This is a genomic window from Herbaspirillum sp. GW103 (assembly GCF_000261365.1).
Lineage (GTDB): Bacteria > Pseudomonadota > Gammaproteobacteria > Burkholderiales > Burkholderiaceae_D > Herbaspirillum.
Window position 1 is genome coordinate 398,000 of record NZ_AJVC01000003.1, and the last position, 20,343, is coordinate 418,342.

A 20,343-nucleotide genomic window follows, 5' to 3' on the forward strand; every position below is an offset into this window, starting at 1 on the left:
CTCATGAATGAATTGCTCCCTCAACTGACCCAGCAGCTCGTCAACGGGCTCTCGCTGGGTGCGATCTACGCCCTGATCGCCATCGGCTACACCATGGTCTACGGCATCATCGGCATGATCAACTTCGCCCACGGCGAAATCTACATGATCGCTTCCTACGTCGGCCTGGTGACGCTCACAGCCATCGGCGTGCAGTCCGGTTATCCCTTGCCGCTGCTCTTGGGCGGTGCGCTCATCGTCTCGGTCCTGGTGACGGGCCTCTATGGCTGGACCGTCGAACGCGTGGCCTATCGTCCGCTGCGCGGCGGGCCGCGCCTGGTGCCGCTGATCTCGGCCATCGGCATGTCCATCTTCCTGCAGAACTATGTGCAGATCGGCCAGGGCGCACGCGACATGTCGGTGCCGGTGCTGATCTCGGGCGCGCTGGAGTTCCAGATGGGCAGCGACTTCACCGTCACCGTGCCGTATTCGCGCATGGTCATCGTGGGCGTGACGCTGGTGCTGATGGTGGCCCTGACGCTGTTCATCGCACGCTCGCGCATGGGCCGTGCCTGCCGCGCCTGCGCTGAAGACATGGGCATGGCCAACTTGCTCGGCATCGATACCAACAAGGTGATTTCCTTCACCTTCGTCCTGGGCGCGATGCTGGCGGCGGTGGGTGGGGTGCTCATCGCCCTGACCATCGGCAAGCTCAATCCCTACATCGGCTTCATCGCCGGCATCAAGGCCTTCACGGCGGCGGTGCTGGGCGGCATCGGCAGCATTCCCGGCGCCATGCTGGGCGGCGTGCTGCTGGGGCTGGCCGAGACCTTTGCGGCCGGCTACCTGCCTTCCGAATACAAGGACGTGGTGTCCTTCGGCCTGCTGGTGCTGATCCTGCTGTTCCGTCCCACGGGCCTGTTGGGCAAGCCCGACATCGAAAAGGTCTGAGCCTGCTGCGCTCGACGGACAACGACAAATTCAAGGAGGCGTGATGCCTGAGACTTTCAAGAATGCCGTGGCGGCGGCGCTGGTGACCGCCGTATTGACCATCCCGCTGCTGGGCATGCAGCTGCAGCTGGAGGGCTACCGCGTGGTCCTCAATACCCACTGGACCCCGGTGCTCATCGCGGTGCTGGCCGTGTTCCTGTTCCAGCTGGCGCGGCCTGCGCTCTCGCGCACCACGGCCGGCATCAAGCTGCCGACGCTGCCGCGCATGCAGCCGGGCCAGCAGCGCGCGGCCATGATGATCCTGCTGATGGCCGCGCTGGTGTGGCCCTTCTTCGGTTCGCGCGGCTATGTGGACGTGATGACTCTGGCGCTGATCTACGTGGTGCTGGGCCTGGGCCTGAACATCGTGGTCGGTTTCGCCGGCCTGCTCGACCTGGGTTACGTCGGCTTCTATGCCGTGGGTGCCTACACCTATGCGCTGTGCAACCAGTACTTCGGCCTCTCGTTCTGGGAATGCGTGCCGCTGTCGGCGGCAGCCGCCGCACTGTTCGGCTTCCTGCTGGGCTTCCCGGTGCTGCGCTTGCGCGGTGACTACCTGGCCATCGTCACGCTGGGCTTCGGCGAAATCATCCGTCTCTTGCTCAACAACATGACCAGCCTGACCGGCGGACCGGATGGCATCTCCGGCATCCCCAAGCCGACCGTGTTCGGCGTGGTGATGGCGCGCAATCCGCTGACCGAAGGCGGCACCACCTTCCACCAGATGTTCGGCCTGAGCTATCAGGGCGCGCATATGGTGATCTTCCTCTACTTCCTGGCCTTGCTGATGGTGTTCTTTACCTGGTTCGTCACCAGCCGCCTGCTGCGCATGCCCATGGGCCGCGCCTGGGAAGCGCTGCGTGAAGACGAGATCGCCTGCCGCTCGCTGGGCATCAATCCAACCCGCGTGAAGCTTTCCGCCTTCACGCTCGGTGCCGCCTTCGCCGGCCTGGCCGGTTCCTTCTTCGCCGCCCGCCAGGGTCTGGTGACGCCGGAATCCTTTACCTTCATCGAGTCCGCCCTGATCCTGGCCATCGTCGTGCTGGGTGGTATGGGCTCGCAGCTGGGCGTGATTCTGGCCGCCATCCTGCTGACCGTATTGCCGGAACTGGCGCGCAGCTTTGCCGAATACCGCATGCTGATCTTCGGCCTGGTGATGGTGCTGATGATGATGTGGCGTCCGCAAGGATTGCTCCCTGCAACCCGTCCGCACGTGGAGTTGCCGCAATGAATTCGTCCATGAAAACCATGCTGGAAGTGTCCAACCTGTCGATGCGCTTCGGCGGCCTCCTGGCCGTGGATGGCGTCTCGCTGGCCGTGCAGGAGCGCGAAGTCTTCGCCATCATCGGTCCCAACGGCGCCGGCAAGACGACCGTCTTCAACTGCATCAGCGGCTTCTACCAGCCGACCTCGGGCGAGATTTCGCTTGATGGCGTCTCCATTGCCCGCCAGCCCAGCCACCAGGTGGCGCAGCAGGGCCTGGTGCGCACCTTCCAGAACATCCGCCTCTTCAAATCCATGACCGTGGTGGAAAACCTGCTGGTGGCGCAACACCAGCAGGTCAATACCAACCTGCTGTCGGGGCTGCTGAAGACCCCGTCCTATCGCAAGTCCGAGCAGGAAGCATTGCAGCGTGCGGCCTACTGGCTGGACCAGCTGGGTCTGACGGCGCTGGCCAATCGTGAGGCGGGCACGCTCTCGTATGGCCTGCAACGCCGCGTCGAGATTGCCCGCTGCATGATCACCAGGCCGCGCCTGCTGCTGCTGGATGAACCGGCTGCCGGCCTGAACCCGCAGGAGAAGCAGGAGCTGTCGCAACTGATCGACCGCCTGCGCCGCGAGCACGGTGTGGCCGTGCTGCTGATCGAACACGACATGAGCCTCATCATGGGCATCTCCGACCGCATCCTGGTCATGGAGCACGGCAAGCCCATCGTCACCGGCACCCCCGAACAGGTGCGCAGCGACGAGCGCGTGATCAAGGCTTATCTGGGAGAAGAATGATGCTGCAGTTTGACAAGGTGCATACCCACTATGGCGCCATCGAGGCCCTGCACGGCGTATCGCTGAAGGTGGAAAAGGGTGAGATCGTCACCCTCATCGGTGCCAACGGTGCCGGCAAGACCACCCTCTTGATGACGCTGTGCGGACGTCCGCGTGCCTCCGGCGGTCGTGTGATCTTCGAGGGCCAGGACATCACCCAGCTGCCGACCCACGAGATCATGCGCCGGGGACTTGCCATCTCGCCGGAAGGCCGACGCGTCTTCCCCAGTCTGACCGTGCTGGAGAACCTCCAGATGGGCGCCTTCTTCGCCAGCAATGACGAGATCGAGCAGGGCATCGCGTACGTTTTCGGCCTTTTCCCGCGCCTCAAGGAGCGAGCGGCCCAGCGGGCCGGGACCATGTCCGGCGGCGAGCAGCAGATGCTGGCCATTGGCCGCGCCCTCATGAGCAAGCCGCGCCTGCTGTTGCTGGACGAACCCACGCTGGGCCTGGCCCCGCTGGTGATTGCGCAGATCTTCGAGATCATCCGCACCATCCGCGACAGCGGCGTGACGGTGTTCCTGGTCGAGCAGAACGCCAACAAGGCCCTGGGCGTGGCCGACCGTGGCTATGTGCTGGAAAACGGCCATGTGGTCATGTCCGATACCGGTGCCAACCTGCTGGCCAACAGCGACGTGCGCAAGGCTTATCTGGGCCACGGCTGAACTGTCCGTTGACTGTCTGATCGCTGTCCGATGACGGCCCGGTCCTCACCCGACCGGGCCGTTGTCTTGTGGACCGGCCAGATGAAGCGGCAGGGCAGGGTGAACAGGTCATGTCAGGTGATGTGTGCCGAAAACTGTCAGGGTACTGTATTGGTGCGTAGAGAGATTTGTTTGTAAAGTGTATGGGAGTGTCTGCTGCGAGTGACATCCGGGATTGTTTCGGGCTATCCTCGACGCTCGATGAGGAAAAGCATGAAAAAGATTTCGCAGCAACTCAAGCAACTGGGCATGGGCAGCCTGCTGTTGGCCGGGGCCTGGCTGGTTCCCGCTGCGGCGCACGCAGACCGCCTGGGGCAGATAGAGGCGCGTGGCGTGCTGATCTGCGCCACGCTGTCCAAGAATGAGCCGCTGGGATTTTCCGATCCGCTGACCGGCCAGATCGTCGGGTTTGATGTCGACATGTGCAGCGCGGTCGCTCGCAAGCTGGGCGTACAGATGCAGCACCGCAGTGTGACGGTGGAGGGGCGTCTACCGGCGCTCATGAAGGGGGAGGTGGACCTGGTCTCGGCGGCCTTGGGCTATACCCGCGAACGCGCGCGCCTGATCGATTTCACGGCCTCGCATTACCAGAACCCGATCAAGCTGATCGTACAGAGTGATTCCGGCCTGAACCTGGTCTCCGACCTGGACGGCAAGCGTATCAGCGCCAATCGCGATTCCACTCCGGAGCAGGCGGTGCGGCGCGTGCTGCGCAAGGCCAGCTTGCTGACCTTCACCGACACACCGCAATCCTTCCTGGCGCTGGCGCAGGGTCAGGTCGATGCGCTGGCCATTTCGATGCCCTCGGGCATTCGTTTCGTCAATGAGTCGGGCGGACGGTTCCGCTTCGTAGAAGGCGCACTGGCCTGGGAGCCCACTGCACTGGGCGTCAAGAAGGGAGAGCACCGGCTGCTCGATGCCGTCAACCAGGCCCTGGCCGCACTGGAAAAGGAGGGCGAGATAGATGCCCTGTGGACCAAGTGGTATGGTCCCAAGACCAAGTTCAATATTCCCCGCGACAAGAAGTTGACGCCCATTTCGGCGTTCCGCTAAACGCCCTTTTCTTCCCTGTCTTCCCGGCGCCCCCGCGCAGAGTCATGTCTGTTACTCCCGTTCTTCCTTGCGTTTCTCCCGATCATGACGGCCTGCCGCCGCGCCAGCGCCTGCTGGCCATCGCCACGGTGGTGTTGGGCCTGACCATCGCCGTGCTCGACGGCTCCATCGCCAACCTGGCCTTGCCGGCCATGGCGGCCGATCTCAAGGCCAGCAACGCCGATGCGATCTGGGTCATCAACAGCTATCAGATCGCCATGGCGGTGTGCCTGCTGCCGCTGGCGTCGCTGGGAGAAGTGATCGGCTACCGGCGCGTCTACCTGGGCGGGCTGTTTCTCTTCACGCTGGCCTCGCTGGCCTGCGCGGCCAGCAGCGACATGCTGCAACTGAGCCTGGCGCGGGTACTGCAGGGGCTGGGCGCAGCCGGGATCCTCTCGGTCAATACCGCACTGATCCGCTTCATCTATCCAGCCCGCCTGCTGGGTCGTGCCATCGGCTACAACGCCCTGGTAGCCGGTACCGGCAATGCCCTGGGGCCGACCGTGGCCGGCCTGATCCTGCATCTGGCCTCGTGGCACTGGCTGTTCCTCATCAACATCCCGCTCGGCCTGGTAGCGCTGGCCGTGGGCAGCCGCGCCTTGCCGGCCAATCCGCTCTCGGAACGCCGTTTTGATCGCCAGAGCGCCTTGCTTTGCATGGGCTTCATCGGCTTGCTGCTCTATACCATCGATGCCGTCGGTCATCTGCAAGGCGGCTGGGTGGTGGCACTGTGCGCGCTGCTGACTGCCGTCAGCCTGGTGCTGCTGTTGAAGCTGCAATCGCCCAGTGCGCCCATGTTGCCGCTGGACCTGTTGCGCATTCCCCTGTTTGCACTCTCCATCGGTACTTCGTTCTGCTCCTTCGCGGCGCAGATGTCGGTCTTCGTGATGCTGCCCTTCCTGCTGCAGAATCAACTCGGCATGAGCGCAGCGCGCGCCGGTCTGTTGCTGACGGCCTGGCCGATTGCGGTAGCGCTCACCGGTGTGGTGGCGGGCAAGCTCTCGGATCGCATCTCGGCAGGCTTGCTGGGCGGGGTGGGGCTGGCGGTGATGTGCCTGGGCTTGCTGGCCCTGCTGACGGTGGACCGCAGCACGCCCGATGGCGTGATGCTGGCCATGTTTGCGGTATGCGGGGTTGGCTTCGGGCTGTTCCAGTCGCCCAACAATCGCACCATGATCAGCGCCGCGCCACGTGAGCGTACGGGCGGTGCCAGCGGCATGTTGGGAACGGCACGCCTGACCGGGCAGACTGTGGGTGCCTCGGTGGTGGCCATGCTCATGGGCATATCGGCCACGCCCTATGCACCGGTACTGTGCTTTGCCGCCGCCCTGGCGGGTGCGGCTTGTCTGGTGAGCCTGTCGCGGCTGCGTTATTGAGCCGGCAGAATCTTCAAGGAAGCAAAACCGTCCTCAAAGCACCGCTGCCGCCAGCTCGCCACGGGCATGCTGGTGTGCGGCATGGGCGGCCACCGACAGGGCCATGCTGAGATAGTTTTCGCCGCGCCTGCGCTGTCGCGCCTGCTGCTGTTCCAGCACGAACAACTGCTGGTAGAGCGTGCGGATCTGCTGCTGCAGCAACTGACGCTGCTGCTTGCCGTCGCGGTTGGCCGGGAAGCGGGCCAGGGATTGGGTCTGCTGTTGCAGCAGCAGGATACGATGACTCAATTGCGCCACCAGTTCGGCGGGGTCATGGTCCAGCGTGTCTGCCATGGCCGGTTCAGCTGGGGCGTGGGCAGGTTTTTCTTGTTCATACGCGACGTTCATGCGGACTCCGGCCCGTTGGGCGCAAGGGATTGCAAGGGGACAGCGGTGTTGCCTTTGCATGGATTTACGGCGCTCCCGGCGCGATCTTGAGTCTCGGAAAGTAAAAAAACGAAAAGACGCAGGCCCGGCCAGGGCGCTGCGTCTTTTGCATGGCGGCTGCAGGAGCGCGTTCGCCCGGCGGTCAGATCACGCCACGGCGCATCTGGTCCAGCTCGATGGATTCGAACAGGGCCTTGAAATTGCCCTCGCCAAAACCGTCATTGCCCTTGCGCTGGATGATTTCATAGAACACCGGGCCGATCAGGTTCTGGGTGAAGATCTGCAGCAGCAGACCCTGGCCCGCCGTGGGGGCGCCGTCGATGAGGATCTTCAGCTCGCGCAGGGCATCGAGGTCTTCGCCATGACCGGGGATGCGCCGCTCCACCAGGTCATAGTAGGTGGCGATGGTGTCCTGCAGCGGCACCCCCCGTGCATACAGGGCGCGCACGGTCTGGTAGATGTCGTCGGTGCCCAGGGCAATGTGCTGGATGCCTTCGCCGTTGTACTGCTTGATGAATTCCTCGATCTGCGACTTGTCGTCGGCGCTCTCGTTGATGGGAATGCGGATCTTGCCGCAGGGGCTGGTCATGGCGCGCGAACGCAGGCCCGTGACCTTGCCCTCGATGTCGAAATACTTGATCTCGCGGAAGTTGAACAGGCGCGTGTAGAACGAAGACCAGGTATCCATCGCGCCGCGCATGACGTTGTGGGTCAGGTGGTCGATGTAGGTCAGGCCGACGCCCTTGGGGTTGCGCTCCACGTCGGGGAAGAACTGAAAATCGACGTCATAGATGGAGCCGTTGTCGCCATAGCGATCCACCAGATACAGCAGCGAACCGCCGATGCCACGAATGGCAGGAATGTTCAGTTCCATCGGACCGAGCTTGGCTTCCACGCCTTCAGCGCCCAGTTCCAGTGCACGTTTGTACACATGGGCTGCATCCCGCACCCGGAAGGCCATGGCGTTGACCGAGGCGCCGTGCACCTGGGCAAAGGCGGCGGCATTGCTGTGGGGTTCGCCGTTGAGGATGAAGTTGATCTGGCCCTGGCGATACAGGGTGACATTCTTGGAGCGGTGGCGCGCCACCGCCGTGAAGCCCATCAGCTCCAGCACGGCGGCAATGCCGGCCGGATCGGCGGCAGTGTACTCGACGAACTCGAAGCCGTCGGTGCCCATGGGGTTGTCGAACAGGTCGCCACTGACGGTGGTGGCGGTATTGGCGGTATTGACGGCTGCGGCGGCGAACTGGGTGTCTGCGTGGCCCATCTGGTGTCTCCTCGAATAGGGAGGGCCGACAAGCGCGGCCCATGCGAGGAGTTTATTGCGTCAAGACTGCAATTTGTGATTGTTTTTTGCGCGATATATTAGATAATATGCACAAATAATTCTTAAATATGAACTTTGGAGAGACAAATGAGCATCATCAACGTGGATCGCTACGACCTGGCCTTGCTGACCGAATTGCAGCGAGACGGCCATATTACCAATAGCGCGCTGGGTCTGAAAGTGCATCTGTCCACTTCGCAGATCAGCCGTCGCGTACAACGGCTGGAAGAAGCCCACGTCATCGAGCGCTATACTGCCGTGCTGGACCCGGCCGTGGTCGGCCTGGGCGTGACCGCCTTCACCACCGTGACCCTGGACCGCCAGGGCGAAACCCGTGGCGAACTCTTCGAGAAAGCCGTGGAATCCATGCCGGAAGTGACCGAGTGCTTTTCCGTCACCGGCGAGGGCGACTACATCCTGCGCATCGTCGCCCCCGACCTGGCGGCGTTTTCCGAATTCATGATGACCCGGCTGCTGCGCCTGCCGGGCGTGACCAACGTCAAGTCCAACATCACCTTGAAGAAGGTCAAGCAATCGCACGAGCTGCCGCTGGAACACGTGATGCAGCCGGTGAAGTCGCGCCAGCGCATCCGTTTCTCGCAATGAGCTGAACCACATGATGTGAAAATTCAATGATGGACGGCTGCCATCATTGAATTGTCCGATGATGCGTTTCATCCACGCAGAAATTCAAAAGCAATGATCGGAGTGCATCGTCGGTAGCACGCGCCTAGAATCAGTGCCATCTGATTCCGGGAGCACTCCATGCTGACCATGACTTCTACCCCCATGCCGGGCCCGGCCACCGATGCTGCACTCCTCGACCCGCAAACCTGCTGGCAAGCCGTGCAGCAGCGCGATGCCGGCTTCGATGGTCGGTTCTGGTATTCGGTGCGCAGCACCGGTGTCTATTGCCGGCCCTCCTGTGGCGCACGGACGCCCTTGCGCAGGAATGTGGACTTCCATGCCAGCTGTGCGGCGGCTGAAGCGGCTGGTTTTCGTCCCTGCCAGCGCTGCAAGCCGGACCAGCCCCCCCTGCACGAACGCCAGGCCCGCGCCATCGCGCAGGCCTGCCGCCTGATCGAGCAGGCCGGTGAACCGCCTGACACCGCCACCCTGGCCCAGGCCGCGGGTCTGAGTCGCTATCACTTCCATCGTCTGTTCAAGCAACAGACGGGGCTCACCCCCAAGGGCTATGCCGAGGCCTACCGCGCCGCACGCCTGCGCGCGCAACTGGGCGGCAGTGCCAGCGTGACCGAGACGCTCTACGAAGTCGGCTTTGCTTCCAGCGGAGGCTTCTATGCCCGCAGTACCGCGCAGTTGGGCATGCAGCCTGACGTCTACCGGCGCGGCGGCCAGGGCGAGAAAATCCGCTTCGCGGTGGCGCAATGCTGGCTGGGGGCCTTGCTGGTGGCAGCGACCGAACAGGGCATCTGCGCTGTCGCCCTGGGCAGCGAGCCCGAGCCTCTGTTGCAGCAACTGCAGGACCGCTTTCCCCACGCCGATCTCGCCCCCGGTGATGCCGCCTTCGAGCAGACTCTGGCGCAGGTACTGGCAGCGCTGGACGACCCTCGCCAGGGCACTGCCTTGCCGCTGGACATCCGTGGCACGGCCTTCCAGCAGCGCGTCTGGCAAGCCCTGCGTGCGGTGCCGCCAGGCATCACGCTGACCTACGCCGAACTGGCCGCGCGCATCGGCCAGCCCAATGCCGTGCGCGCCGTGGCCAATGCCTGTGCCCGCAACGAGATCGCCTTGCTGATTCCCTGCCATCGCATCGTGCGCCTGGATGGCACGCCCTCGGGCTATCGCTGGGGTATCGCGCGCAAGGCCGCCTTGCTCGCGCATGAAGCAGGGAGCCGGGACGACGCCCCCTCCTGAAGGCTTTGTCGTGCGCGGCTACAATAGGTTTTTCTTCATGGCTGGAGTTGCGCATGCACGTACTTGGCAAGGCCGGTCTCGCGTTCGCTGGCGCGGTACTGATCCTGGGTGGCGTCGTCGCCTGTTCACCGCTGACGGCCATCAATGCCCTCACGCCCACTTCCTCCTACGTCAAGACCGAAGGCGTGGCGTATGCCAACACCGATAACCCGCGTCAAAAGCTCGACATCTATCGCCCGGTCGGCGCCCCGCAAGCCGGTTCCGGTCCTGGCTTGCCGGTGGTGGTCTTCTTCTATGGCGGCAGCTGGAACGAGGGCAGCCGCAAGGACTACGCCTTCGTCGGCGAGGCCTTGAGTTCGCGTGGCTACATCGCGGTGCTGCCGGACTACCGCGTCTATCCCGAAGTCCGCTATCCGGATTTCGTCAAGGACAGTGCCCAGGCCGTGGCCTGGACCCTGCGTTCGGTGCGCGAGCTGGGTGGCGATCCCCAGCGCGTCTTTGTCATGGGACATAGTGCCGGTGCCTACAACGCCGCCATGGTGGCGCTGGACCCACGCTGGCTGCACGCAGCGGGCGCCTCGCCGGATGCTCTGCGCGGCTGGATCGGACTGGCCGGACCGTATGATTTCCTGCCCATCGAAAACGCGGACGTGAAACCGGTTTTCTTCGCCCCCGATTCCCCGCCGGATTCGCAACCGGTGCGCCACGTGCAGGCGGGTGCGCCCCCTGCGCTGCTGATCGCCTCGCACAAGGATCGGCTGGTCTCGGCCGAACGCAACACCGCTGGCCTGGCCAGGCTGCTGCGCGCCCGGCAGGTGCCGGTGGTGGAGCGCTACTTCGACAACACCTCGCATGCCTCGCTGGTCGGCAGTCTGGCCAGGCCGCTGCGCTTCATCGCGCCGACATTGGATGAAGTGAGCCACTTCATCGACAATCCCCCACCACGTCCGGAGCCCGCGCGGTGAGCGGCGATCTCTTCGCCGGCCTGGCGCGTGATCCTTCGATGGAGACCCTCACCGAGGGCGCGCTGCTGCTGCGCGCCTTTGTCGATGAGGACGAAGCGATCCGGCTGATGGCCGCCATCGACACCGTGCTGGAAGCTTCGCCCCTGCGCCACATGCAGACACCGGGAGGCTTTCGCATGTCGGTAGCGATGAGCAATTGCGGTCGGTATGGCTGGGTGACGGATCGTCGCGGCTATCGCTATCAGTCACGCGATCCGCTGGTCGAGCGCGACTGGCCGGCCATGCCCGCCCTCTTCGCGGCATTGGCCGGGCGGGCGGCGGCGGCGGCGGGTTTCGCCGGATTCGATCCTGACGCCTGTCTCATCAATCGCTATGAACCTGCTGCCCGCATGTCGCTGCACCAGGACAAGAATGAACTGGACATGACCCAACCGATTGTCTCGGTCTCGCTGGGCTTGCCTGCGACTTTCCTCTTCGGGGGCATGGCACGCACCGACAAGCCGCAGCGCATGCGCCTGGAAAGTGGCGATGTGGTGGTGTGGGGCGGCCCGGCGCGCCTGGCCTTCCACGGCATCGATCCGTTGCGCGAGGGCGAGCATGCGCTCACCGGACGCTGCCGCTACAACCTTACTTTCCGCCGCGCCCGTTGAGCGCTCCCCATCGTGCAGCATGTCTTGCCGGCAGAGAACTCGCCTCAGAATGTCCATTGCAGGTTGACGCCTCCCGTCACGGCGGCGGTCTGGAAACCTTGCGGCTTGGATAACGGCGTGCCCACGAACATCTCATAGCTCAGCCTGGTTACGCTGCCGCGCAAGCCCAGTGCAGCGCCCGTCAAGCGCTGGCCGGTGAGGAACTGTGTCGTCGGGCCTGCTACCGCGCCGGTATCGACGGCGGCAAACACTTCCTGCCCGCTCTCTCCCATTTCCAGCGCCAGCTCGTCGCGCAGGAACCAGCCGCGTTCGGCCTGCAGGGTCAGCTCGCCGTCGAAACCACGGACCGTGTAACGTCCGCCGATGGAGAACTGATCCTGCGGCGGCAATCGGCCACGGTTCCACTGCGCGCGCAGCGTCCCGTCGTAGCGCAGCCTTGCACCGCCCAGCCGGAACGGCGCATTGAGCGAGGCATCCAGCAGCCACAGACCATAGCGGGTACCGATCTGCGGCAGGTCGAAGGAGGAGGCCGGTTCGGCCCCTTGCGTATCGAGCGAACGGCGATAGGCCAGAGTGGCGTCGGCAATCACATCGCCCAGGAACTGCCGGTGATTCAGGCCCGCCTCCCAGGCCGTGGTGCGGCGTTGCTGGGCGCCTATCTCGAGGTCATCGACGGCGTTGTAGGCCTTGCGCAGCAAGGCTTTGCCAAAGATCACGCTCTTGCTGCCGGCATCGCGGGAGAGCAGGCGTGACAGCTTGAACTCGGTGGTTTCGGCGCGCCCGCTGTAGACGAAATTCTCGAAGGCACCGGCGACCGTCTGGTGATAGCGGTTGCCCGACATGGTGAGGGCGGCCATCCAGTTGCCCCAGGGCAGGGAGTAATGCAGCGTGTAGGCCTGGCTGCCGTGATCGCCATCGTGATGCAGGCTGCGGCTCACGCTCGCGTAGAAGAGGTCATTGATGGTCCACCAATTGTCATAGGACAAAGTAATCCCGGCCAGGTATTTGCCGGTGGCCTTGCTGCCGCCATCATCGAACGATGCCGTGAGACGGAAGGGGAAGGACTGCCGGTAATGGATCACCAGGTCACTGTCACCTGCCTGGGCGCCCTCATCCTCGGAGGGCGTGATCTTGATATCGGCCTGGACGGTCGGCAGACGCTTGAAGTTTTCCAGTCCCTGTTCGATATCGCGCAGATTGAGGATATCGCCAGGACTGACCGGCAGGGCATTGAAGGCGGTCCCGCGCGCGTCGGCATCGGCCGCAAAGCGGATGTGGCGCACACGGCCCGGCACCACGCTCAACACCAGCCGCCCCGTGGACAAGTCCTGCGGACGCGCCAGCACGCGGGTGGTGGTGTAGCCGCGCGCGACGATGGCGCTCTCCACGCGAGCCAGCACCAGGTTGACCCCTTGCGAACCGAGGCAGCGGCCAGTCGCACCCTGCGGCCCGGTCACGCTGTCGAGCGCAAAGCGGAAGCGGTCGGCCTCCTCAAGAGCAATTTCCGTCAGGAGAGAACCAGCGGCGTGATGGGATCAGGCTTCGGCGTGACCATAGGCACCCGAGAGCAAAGCCATGACGGAAAGACACAAGACCAGACGGCTTCTGCGTCTACCGTGGGTAGCACGGATGGGAACGTCAGCGTTGTGGCGGGCAATCGCTATGCGCAAGTCGGCAGCGATGTGCTGGCGCCGAAGGGGGATGTGGATATCGCGGCCAAGTCGGTCGAGATCCGTGCGGCAGAGCAAGCCAGCAAGAGCACCACGGAAGACAAGTATAAGCAAAGTGGCCTGACGGTGGCGGTGACCAGCCCGGTGATTTCGGCTATCCAGACGGTAGGCCAGATGGCGGAAGCGGCGAGCAAGACCAAGGATGGTCGCATGCAGGCGCTGGCGGTGGCCAACATGGGATTTGCGGCCAAGAACGCAGGTGATGCCATCAAGGCCGGTCAAGGCAGCACGATTGACGGTAAGGCCAACCAGATTGCCACCGGACCAACCGACCCGACCACTGGCAAGACACCTTCACGGGATGCTACGGATGCCGAGAAGGCGGGTGGTATCAATCTCGCCCTGAGCGTCGGTAGCAGCAGTAGCGAAAGCCGCTCTGAGCAGACCAGCAATACGGTACGCGGATCAACGGTCACCGCTGGCGGCAGTGTCAACATCAGCTCCCAAGGTGGCGGCGCGGACAGCAACATCGTCATCCAGGGCAGCGATATCAAGGCCGGCGTGAATGCCACGCTGAAGGCCGCCAATGAAGTGCGCTTGCTAGCAGCACAGAACACCTCCGAACAGCACAGCAGCAACCAGAGCAGTTCAGGTTCGGTGGGGGTATTCGCCCTAGAGGTGCTTTGATTCGGGTGTTACCTGGTACCTATTCTGAGACGCCTTTGAACTTGAACGAGATTATTTCGATAGAAACCAATTTCTGGATATTTTTCCCCCTTTCAGAGGTTCACAAGCAGGGAATTGTTAAAAAGATTGCCCATTGCGAACTTCCCGAGCATGCTCGCAAGACTCCATTATTCAGGGCAGGTGTGGTGGATCCATCAACTGGGAAGGTTGAAACTTGGTGGTTTTGGGATGGTGAGAAAGAGTGGATGGTAGGTGCGATTACAGAGGAGCAAAGGAGACTGCCCATTAGAGGGACGTGGAACGATACATTGCTGATTAACCGTATTGAACAGGGTTGGTTGCCGGAGAAGGATCCACGGTAGGAACCTTGGCGGGCTTTTCAATCCATTTTCAAATAATTGGAATTATTTGAAAACGAAAGCTAAAAATCGCTAATTGCTATTGTTTTCAGAAATTATTTCTCTAACCTCAAGGCCAGCAGCACTTCTGCGGACAACGCCACGCTGGTTGCACAGCGTGACGTAAACCTGTCCACCGTTCACGAAACGTCGCAAGAAAAAATCACCTGGGACAACAACAACCGCGCCGAAGTGAATCGTGACAACGCCATCGGCAGCACGGTACAAGGCAAGGAGATCAGCGTCACGGCAGGCCGCGATATCAACGCTCAGGCAGCCTACGTCAACGCCGAAGGCTCGTTGTCCGCCACGGCGGCCAACAACATCAACATCGGCACCGATGTGAGCACGGCCAGCGCGCGAGACCAGCACAAGAAGAGCGACAGCGGCGGCATGCTGGCCTCGCGCACGGTTACCACGGATGACAGCAGCAGCCAGGCCATCAATCAGGGGACAACCTTCTCGGGCAATACGGTGGCGGTGCGGGCGGGCAATGACATCAACGTCAAAGGTAGCAATGTTGTTTCCACCGAAGGCACTGGCCTTGCCGCAGGCAACGACATCAACATCGTGGCTGCCGTTGATAACAATACGCAAAGCAATTTCCGTCAGGAGAGAACCAGCGGCGTGATGGGATCAGGCTTCGGCGTGACCATAGGCACCCGAGAGCAAAGCCATGACGGAAAGACACAAGACCAGACGGCTTCTGCGTCTACCGTGGGTAGCACGGATGGGAACGTCAGCGTTGTGGCGGGCAATCGCTATGCGCAAGTCGGCAGCGATGTGCTGGCGCCGAAGGGGGATGTGGATATCGCGGCCAAGTCGGTCGAGATCCGTGCGGCAGAGCAAGCCAGCAAGAGCACCACGGAAGACAAGTATAAGCAAAGTGGCCTGACGGTGGCGGTGACCAGCCCGGTGATTTCGGCTATCCAGACGGTAGGCCAGATGGCGGAAGCGGCGAGCAAGACCAAGGATGGTCGCGTAAAGGCATTGGCTGCGGCGACAGCAGGCATGTCGGCCTACAGCGCCGTGGGAGAGATGCAGAAGGGCGCTACCGAGGGTTCAGCCAACATCGGCATCAGCGCTACGATTGGCAGCAGCCAGAACAGCAACCGCACGGAACAGAATACGGTGACGCAGCGGGGTTCTGCCCTTGCTTCGGGTGGCAACATGAGCATCCGTGCTACAGGCGATGGCACCAACAGCAACATCACCGTTGCGGGCAGCGACATCAACGCCAAGGGCGATCTGGCATTGAGGGCGGACAACGATATCAATCTCATCGCTGCGCAGAACTCGGACGAACAGCATAGTAACCGGTCGTCCTCGTCCTGGGGTGTGGGCATCACTGCGCAGATTGGTAGCCAGAGCAAGTTGGGCTTTACGGCCAATGCTGCGGGTAGTCGCGGCAATAGCGATGGCAAGGATGTGTCCAACGTGATGAACGCAGGTGCGTGCGGGTGGGCAGGTCAATATCGATTCGGGACGTGATACGAATCTGGTTGGTGCAACTGTCTCGGGTGAGAAGGTCGTGGCCAATGTGGGGCGTGATCTGAACATTGCCAGCGTGCAGGATACGAGCAGCTTCAAGAGCCGGGATCAGAGTATCGGTGGCAGTGCGACCATCGGTTATGGATCGGGCGCCAGTGTCAGCGCGAGCCGTAGTCGTGTGGATGCGGATTACGCGAGCGTGGGTCAACAGACCGGGATCACGGCAGGCAATGGTGGATTCCAGATCAACGTCAAGGGCAACACAGACCTGAAGGCTGCACAGATTGCCAGTACGGATCAGGCGTTGGAACAGGGCAAGAACAACCTGACCACAGGAACGCTGACCAGCAGTGATCTCCAGAATCGTAGTCAATACTCGGCGCAGAGTCAGAGCGTGAGTGCGGGCACGTCGGGCGGAAAGCCCGGTGGCGGCATCGGCATCGGAAATGCCTCGGGTAGCGAGACGAGCGTGACGCGTAGTGGTGTTTCTGGTAGTGCCGTGACGATTACGGACGCACAGGCGCAGCAGGCGAAGACAGGTCAGAGTCCGGATCAGGCGGTGGCCTCGTTGGATACGTCGGTACGCACTGGCAAGGACAGCAGCAATAGCCTGGCGAAGAACTGGGATGGTAATCAGCTGCGTGAGGATGTGGAGGCGCAGGCGAAGATTACGCAGGCGTTTGGGCAGCAGGCGGCCAAGATGGTGGGTAGCTATGCGGATGCGAAAGAGAAGGAGTTGAGGCAAGCAGCCAGCACAGCTGCGCAGAACGGAGATCAGACGCAGGCCGATCAGTTGAATGCTGATGCCGATCAGTGGAAAGAAGGTGGGGCCTATCGTGCCAGTGCTCATGCTGCCATTGGATTACTGGCCGGTGGTGTCTCAGGAGCCTTGGGTGCAGCGGCCCGTTCAGCGTTGATGCCGGATGTTGCTGAGCAGATCAAAAAGTTAGGCCTTCCGACGGAAGTACAGAGTGTCGTGTCACTTGCTGCGGCGGCTGGAATGGGTGCTGCGGTTGGAGGTGGTGCAGGTGCTGCGAGCGCTTATAACGTTGACCTGAACAACAGGCAGTTACACCAAGTTGATCGAAACAATGCGAAGAGGCTGGCCGCCCTGGCCAAAGAGAAAGGTCTGAACTACAGCGAGCAAGACATATTGGCGATGCTGCAAAGATCCGGCGTGGTTGATGAAAATGGAAATGTCCTGGTTCCAGCGGACACCCAAGAGATCTACGTTAACGGCCTTCCTTTGAAGAACGGTTCTGCAACCTTGCCGCTAACTGACAACCAGATTCAGAACCCGCCCTTTGCGGTACGGACAGACGGGACTGCATCCATTGAGATACTTCCTAACGTCAATAATCCAGAGCTGGCAGATTTTATTGCAAAGAATTCGACTGGACTTGCCGCAGGCAACTAATCCTGAAATCAAATTTTTAAGAGATTCGAATCCATGAAGAAGATCGCACATTTAGATGAAATTATTAACAGTTCTTTTGGGATGTGGATTTCCAGTTTGTTTGGTGCGATAAGTGGATGGAATCCAGAAATCGCATTTGCCGAACAAAAGGAAATATTTTTCTTTCTTCTTGAGTACATGCTAAAAAACGGAAGAATTAAGTTTATTGCTCCCGGTGCAGATTGCTATGTTTCGTCTACTAATCCTAATCCACGTTTTACCATTTATGACATTGATGCTCAGTGGAACGCGCCTGCAGGCGAAATAGTTAATTACTTTCGTGAACGGTGGCCGAAAGATGCAAAAAATGAGGACGATCCTAATTTGACTATTTATTTTTATGAAATGCCAGGCGTTATATGGGTAAATGACTCTGGGGAATTGGTAGCGCCGTAAGCAAGAAAAAATCACCTGTGAGCCGACGACAGGGAAAGTAGTAACAGCTTTCCCTGACTCTAATCCAGTTCCACCATCTTTAAAGCTTATTAAATAGGAAAAATATGTTTTCAGAAAAAATCAAGGATTTTGCGTGTCGTATCTCAGGAAAGCTGGAAGATGAGCTTCTAGAAGGTGCGTTGAATTACCTGGATCATAATGAGGAAGCTCTTGCAATCGAGATACTTTGTGATCATTTGATTGAGTATGATGTTCCCCTTAGTCAAGATGATCTAAGTTTTTTAAAGTCGATATTAATTGCGATGAACTTTAATATTTTGATGCCACCTTTTAAGTATTTTGATTTTTCGTAAAGAGTCGAGGAGGTTAGTGCATCAGTCGGGCGTAGCGGAAGCCCTATGAATGTCGCTCCTGGTACAAATGCTCAGATGGTTGTTGATGGCATCATTTATTCAGGTCATGCACTGGATCAAATGCAAGGCAGAGGAGTCATTCCGTCTGCAGTGAAAAGTGCCATTGAGAATGGAACCGTTTTTCCAACTGGCCCAGGAACTACGGGCTATTTTGATATGACGAGCAATCTTCGCATAATTGTTAATTCAACGAATGGCCGTGTCGTAACGGTGATTCCTGGGAAGCAATGAAAACAGACACATTTGCTATTGAAGTCAAGAGAGTTTTATTGAAGGAATGGGATCCTATTGGCATACAAAACATTCCCGAAGCAGAAAGTGAATACGATGGTTACGTATTAGGTCTTTGTCGTTTACTGAGGGAGTTTCAATCGGTCGAAAAAATATATGAGTATCTTTGCTGGATAGTTATAGAACGAATGGGATTAGAGGTTAATGAAAGTCATACGATGGCGATTGCTAAAATGCTCGTAAATCTTCCAATGGATTAGCATGGATTGATATGAAAGCTAAACTAAAAGAATTTTTTTCGTCAGATATCCATTTACGAAATTACTGGCCGGAAGATGAAAGAAATTTTGGTTTTTGGGCATCAATACTAGAACCCATTTCATAAATAGGCGTGAGTGCGAGCGAGTCCCGTTTGGGATGAAGTGCAAGGCGCGAATTTGGGTCAAGACTGGGCGTCTTGACCCAAATTCGTAACGCAGCAATTCGCCCAAACGGGCCGCTCCCTCCGGGTTCTGTCCAGAAAGGGCGCTGGCCGCGTTGCGCTCCTTGCGTGTGGCACCGCCACACGACGCGTCGCGCGCCTTGCCAGCGCCCTTTCTGGACAGAACGCATCTCACGCCTATTTATGAAATGGGTTCTAATTGGCCCTGACGAAGAGGACGGGTCGGAAATATGGCACCAACAGCAACATCACCATTGCGGGCAGCGACATCAACGCCAAGGGCGATCTGGCATTGAGGGCGGACAACGATATCAATCTCATCGCTGCGCAGAACTCGGACGAACAGCATAGTAACCGGTCGTCCTCGTCCTGGGGTGTGGATATCCATGAATATTGATTTTGCAATGGCTAAAAAAATGGCGCTTGATCATCTTGAGCGTCTTTCCCAAGAACCTGGCGGGGTCCCATATGCAATATTTGAATCTCTTGTTCGAGAAGAAGATGATGGTTGGTATTTTCCATACCAGTCTACGAAGTATATGGTGACAGGAAATTTTGGAGATTCACTTGTAGGTAACTGGCCAATATTTGTAAGTCGGAGGGGGGATTATGTTGGATCCCGTCGGCCGGGAATGCCGCTTTTAAGAAGTGAACGCCCCTTTGCGTAACCCTTATGAACCGTTGACCTTGACGTGAGCTGTGACCTGCCCCAGATTTTTCGGACCGCCAAGAATTGGAAAAGCCCGCGGCCCAACGCCGCTAAAGTGCTACCAACATCAATAGGAGAACACATGCCCCTGCCCGAAACTCCCTTCCAGCATCTCGACGCACGCTTTCGCCGCATGGTCATCGACACCGCTCAGGTCGATTGCCTCTACCGGGGTTGCCGTTGGGCCGAAGGTCCGGTGTGGTTGCCCGCTACCCAGGAACTGATCTGGAGCGACATTCCCAACAACCGCCTGATGCGCTGGTCCGAAGGTGCCGGGGCGGGCGTATTTCGTCAGCCCTCCCACTTCAACAACGGCAATACGCTGGATCGCGAGGGTCGCATCGTCGCTTGCCTGCATGGCGACCGCGCGGTGGTGCGTACCGAGCATGACGGCAGCATCACGACGCTGGCCTCGCACTGGCAGGGCAAGCGCCTCAACTCGCCCAATGACGTGGTGGTCAAGTCCGATGGTTCGATCTGGTTCACCGATCCGGACTACGGCATAAACAGCGATTACGAAGGCTACCAGGCCCAGAGCGAGATCGGCGCCTGCAACGTCTATCGCATCGATGGATCGAGCGGCGAGATCAGTCTGGTTTCCGGCGACCTGGAGCGTCCCAATGGCCTGGCCTTCTCCACCGATGAAAGCCGGCTCTACATCGCCGACACCGGTCTGACTCACCGTGCGGGCGGGCCACATCACATCCGTGTGTTCGATGTGGTCGATGGCACCACGCTCAAGGGCGGGGAGGTGTTTGCCACCATCGATCCGGGCCTGGCCGACGGTTTCCGGCTGGATGCGCAGGGTAACATCTGGACCTCGGCCGGCGATGGCGTGCATTGCTATGCGCCGGATGGCACCTTGCTGGGCAAGATCCTGATTCCGGAAGTGGTGTCCAATGTGGTCTTCGGCGGAGCGCGCGGCAATCGCCTCTTCATCACCGCCACCACGTCGCTCTACGCGGTGTACCTGGCGGTCAACGGGGCCGTGCGGCCCTGAGCGGCCGCAGCCGCGCCGTC

Annotated in this window: 24 protein-coding genes; 21 read left to right on the top strand and 3 right to left on the bottom strand. The window is 60.3% G+C overall.

What is annotated here, in order from left to right; translation table 11 throughout:
* Positions 1-3: 3 nt before the first annotated feature.
* The 6 genes from livH (at position 4) to GWL_RS05300 (ending at position 6,184) form a co-directional block, all read left to right on the top strand.
* Positions 4-930 (top strand): high-affinity branched-chain amino acid ABC transporter permease LivH, encoded by a 927-nt coding sequence (gene livH / locus GWL_RS05275; RefSeq protein WP_034350126.1) that lies wholly within the window; start codon positions 4-6, stop codon positions 928-930.
* A gap of 43 nt (positions 931-973) precedes the next feature.
* Positions 974-2,200 (top strand): high-affinity branched-chain amino acid ABC transporter permease LivM, encoded by a 1,227-nt coding sequence (locus tag GWL_RS05280; protein WP_008327477.1) that lies wholly within the window; start codon positions 974-976, stop codon positions 2,198-2,200.
* A complete protein-coding gene (livG, locus tag GWL_RS05285) occupies positions 2,197-2,973 on the top strand; it encodes a high-affinity branched-chain amino acid ABC transporter ATP-binding protein LivG (protein ID WP_008327488.1) in 777 nt (258 codons plus the stop codon). Before GWL_RS05280 ends, livG begins: the two co-directional genes overlap by 4 nt.
* Positions 2,973-3,677 (top strand): ABC transporter ATP-binding protein, encoded by a 705-nt coding sequence (locus GWL_RS05290; protein WP_034350128.1) that lies wholly within the window; start codon positions 2,973-2,975, stop codon positions 3,675-3,677. The genes livG and GWL_RS05290 overlap by 1 nt, the downstream gene beginning before the upstream one ends.
* Positions 3,678-3,929: 252 nt before the next feature.
* Positions 3,930-4,769, top strand: a complete 840-nt coding sequence (locus GWL_RS05295; RefSeq protein ID WP_008327491.1) for an ABC transporter substrate-binding protein — start codon at positions 3,930-3,932, stop codon at positions 4,767-4,769.
* A gap of 44 nt (positions 4,770-4,813) precedes the next feature.
* The gene (locus GWL_RS05300; RefSeq protein WP_008327492.1) at positions 4,814-6,184 is read left to right on the top strand and encodes an MFS transporter; all 1,371 of its coding nucleotides are present in this window, start codon (positions 4,814-4,816) and stop codon (positions 6,182-6,184) included.
* 33 nt (positions 6,185-6,217) lie between these two features.
* On the opposite strand, the gene GWL_RS05305 is transcribed toward GWL_RS05300, so the two are convergent.
* Positions 6,218-6,571: a FlxA-like family protein gene (locus tag GWL_RS05305; RefSeq protein ID WP_008327493.1), complete on the bottom strand. Its 354-nt coding sequence runs from the start codon at positions 6,569-6,571 to the stop codon at positions 6,218-6,220.
* 181 nt (positions 6,572-6,752) lie between these two features.
* Positions 6,753-7,877 (bottom strand): 4-hydroxyphenylpyruvate dioxygenase, encoded by a 1,125-nt coding sequence (hppD, locus tag GWL_RS05310; RefSeq protein WP_008327494.1) that lies wholly within the window; start codon positions 7,875-7,877, stop codon positions 6,753-6,755.
* Positions 7,878-8,024: 147 nt separating this feature from the next.
* Here hppD and GWL_RS05315 point away from each other — a divergent pair, with 147 nt between their 5' ends.
* The 4 genes from GWL_RS05315 (at position 8,025) to alkB (ending at position 11,430) form a co-directional block, all read left to right on the top strand.
* Positions 8,025-8,543, top strand: coding sequence for an Lrp/AsnC family transcriptional regulator (locus GWL_RS05315; RefSeq protein ID WP_008327495.1), 519 nt, complete (start codon positions 8,025-8,027; stop codon positions 8,541-8,543).
* Positions 8,544-8,702: 159 nt separating this feature from the next.
* On the top strand, positions 8,703-9,815 hold the full coding sequence (gene ada, locus GWL_RS05320) for a bifunctional DNA-binding transcriptional regulator/O6-methylguanine-DNA methyltransferase Ada (RefSeq protein WP_008327501.1): 1,113 nt from the start codon (positions 8,703-8,705) through the stop codon (positions 9,813-9,815).
* 53 nt (positions 9,816-9,868) lie between these two features.
* Positions 9,869-10,780 carry an alpha/beta hydrolase gene (locus GWL_RS05325; protein WP_008327503.1) on the top strand — a complete coding sequence of 304 codons (912 nt, stop codon included), beginning with the start codon at positions 9,869-9,871 and terminating at the stop codon, positions 10,778-10,780.
* Entirely contained in the window at positions 10,777-11,430 is a 654-nt protein-coding gene (gene alkB / locus GWL_RS05330; protein ID WP_008327504.1) for a DNA oxidative demethylase AlkB, read from the top strand. Before GWL_RS05325 ends, alkB begins: the two co-directional genes overlap by 4 nt.
* Before the next feature lie 44 nt (positions 11,431-11,474).
* Here alkB and GWL_RS05335 read toward each other — a convergent pair whose 3' ends face one another.
* Entirely contained in the window at positions 11,475-12,887 is a 1,413-nt protein-coding gene (locus tag GWL_RS05335; RefSeq protein WP_008327505.1) for a ShlB/FhaC/HecB family hemolysin secretion/activation protein, read from the bottom strand.
* Between GWL_RS05335 and GWL_RS05340 the strand changes: the two genes are divergently transcribed.
* The 11 genes from GWL_RS05340 (at position 12,843) to GWL_RS05365 (ending at position 20,323) form a co-directional block, all read left to right on the top strand.
* Positions 12,843-13,787 (top strand): hemagglutinin repeat-containing protein, encoded by a 945-nt coding sequence (locus GWL_RS05340; RefSeq protein WP_237713522.1) that lies wholly within the window; start codon positions 12,843-12,845, stop codon positions 13,785-13,787. The genes GWL_RS05335 and GWL_RS05340 overlap by 45 nt on opposite strands.
* Before the next feature lie 41 nt (positions 13,788-13,828).
* Positions 13,829-14,149, top strand: a complete 321-nt coding sequence (locus GWL_RS05345; protein ID WP_192811556.1) for a hypothetical protein — start codon at positions 13,829-13,831, stop codon at positions 14,147-14,149.
* A gap of 228 nt (positions 14,150-14,377) precedes the next feature.
* Positions 14,378-15,676, top strand: a complete 1,299-nt coding sequence (locus GWL_RS24005; RefSeq protein ID WP_008327507.1) for a hemagglutinin repeat-containing protein — start codon at positions 14,378-14,380, stop codon at positions 15,674-15,676.
* Positions 15,636-17,093, top strand: coding sequence for a hemagglutinin repeat-containing protein (locus GWL_RS24010; protein ID WP_008327509.1), 1,458 nt, complete (start codon positions 15,636-15,638; stop codon positions 17,091-17,093). The genes GWL_RS24005 and GWL_RS24010 overlap by 41 nt, the downstream gene beginning before the upstream one ends.
* A gap of 33 nt (positions 17,094-17,126) precedes the next feature.
* On the top strand, positions 17,127-17,528 hold the full coding sequence (locus GWL_RS22910) for a hypothetical protein (RefSeq protein WP_081486031.1): 402 nt from the start codon (positions 17,127-17,129) through the stop codon (positions 17,526-17,528).
* A gap of 104 nt (positions 17,529-17,632) precedes the next feature.
* Positions 17,633-17,881 (top strand): MafI family immunity protein, encoded by a 249-nt coding sequence (locus GWL_RS05355; RefSeq protein WP_034350132.1) that lies wholly within the window; start codon positions 17,633-17,635, stop codon positions 17,879-17,881.
* Positions 17,882-17,926: 45 nt separating this feature from the next.
* Complete coding sequence (locus GWL_RS23295) at positions 17,927-18,172, top strand: DUF4258 domain-containing protein (protein WP_157174198.1); 246 nt, start codon at positions 17,927-17,929, stop codon at positions 18,170-18,172.
* Entirely contained in the window at positions 18,169-18,432 is a 264-nt protein-coding gene (locus GWL_RS22915) for a hypothetical protein (RefSeq protein WP_081486032.1), read from the top strand. The genes GWL_RS23295 and GWL_RS22915 overlap by 4 nt, the downstream gene beginning before the upstream one ends.
* A gap of 381 nt (positions 18,433-18,813) precedes the next feature.
* The gene (locus GWL_RS05360) at positions 18,814-19,011 is read left to right on the top strand and encodes a hemagglutinin repeat-containing protein (protein WP_008327511.1); all 198 of its coding nucleotides are present in this window, start codon (positions 18,814-18,816) and stop codon (positions 19,009-19,011) included.
* Positions 19,001-19,282, top strand: coding sequence for a YrhB domain-containing protein (locus GWL_RS22920; protein WP_081486033.1), 282 nt, complete (start codon positions 19,001-19,003; stop codon positions 19,280-19,282). The genes GWL_RS05360 and GWL_RS22920 overlap by 11 nt, the downstream gene beginning before the upstream one ends.
* Positions 19,283-19,405: 123 nt before the next feature.
* The gene (locus GWL_RS05365) at positions 19,406-20,323 is read left to right on the top strand and encodes an SMP-30/gluconolactonase/LRE family protein (protein ID WP_008327513.1); all 918 of its coding nucleotides are present in this window, start codon (positions 19,406-19,408) and stop codon (positions 20,321-20,323) included.
* Positions 20,324-20,343 lie beyond the last annotated feature (20 nt).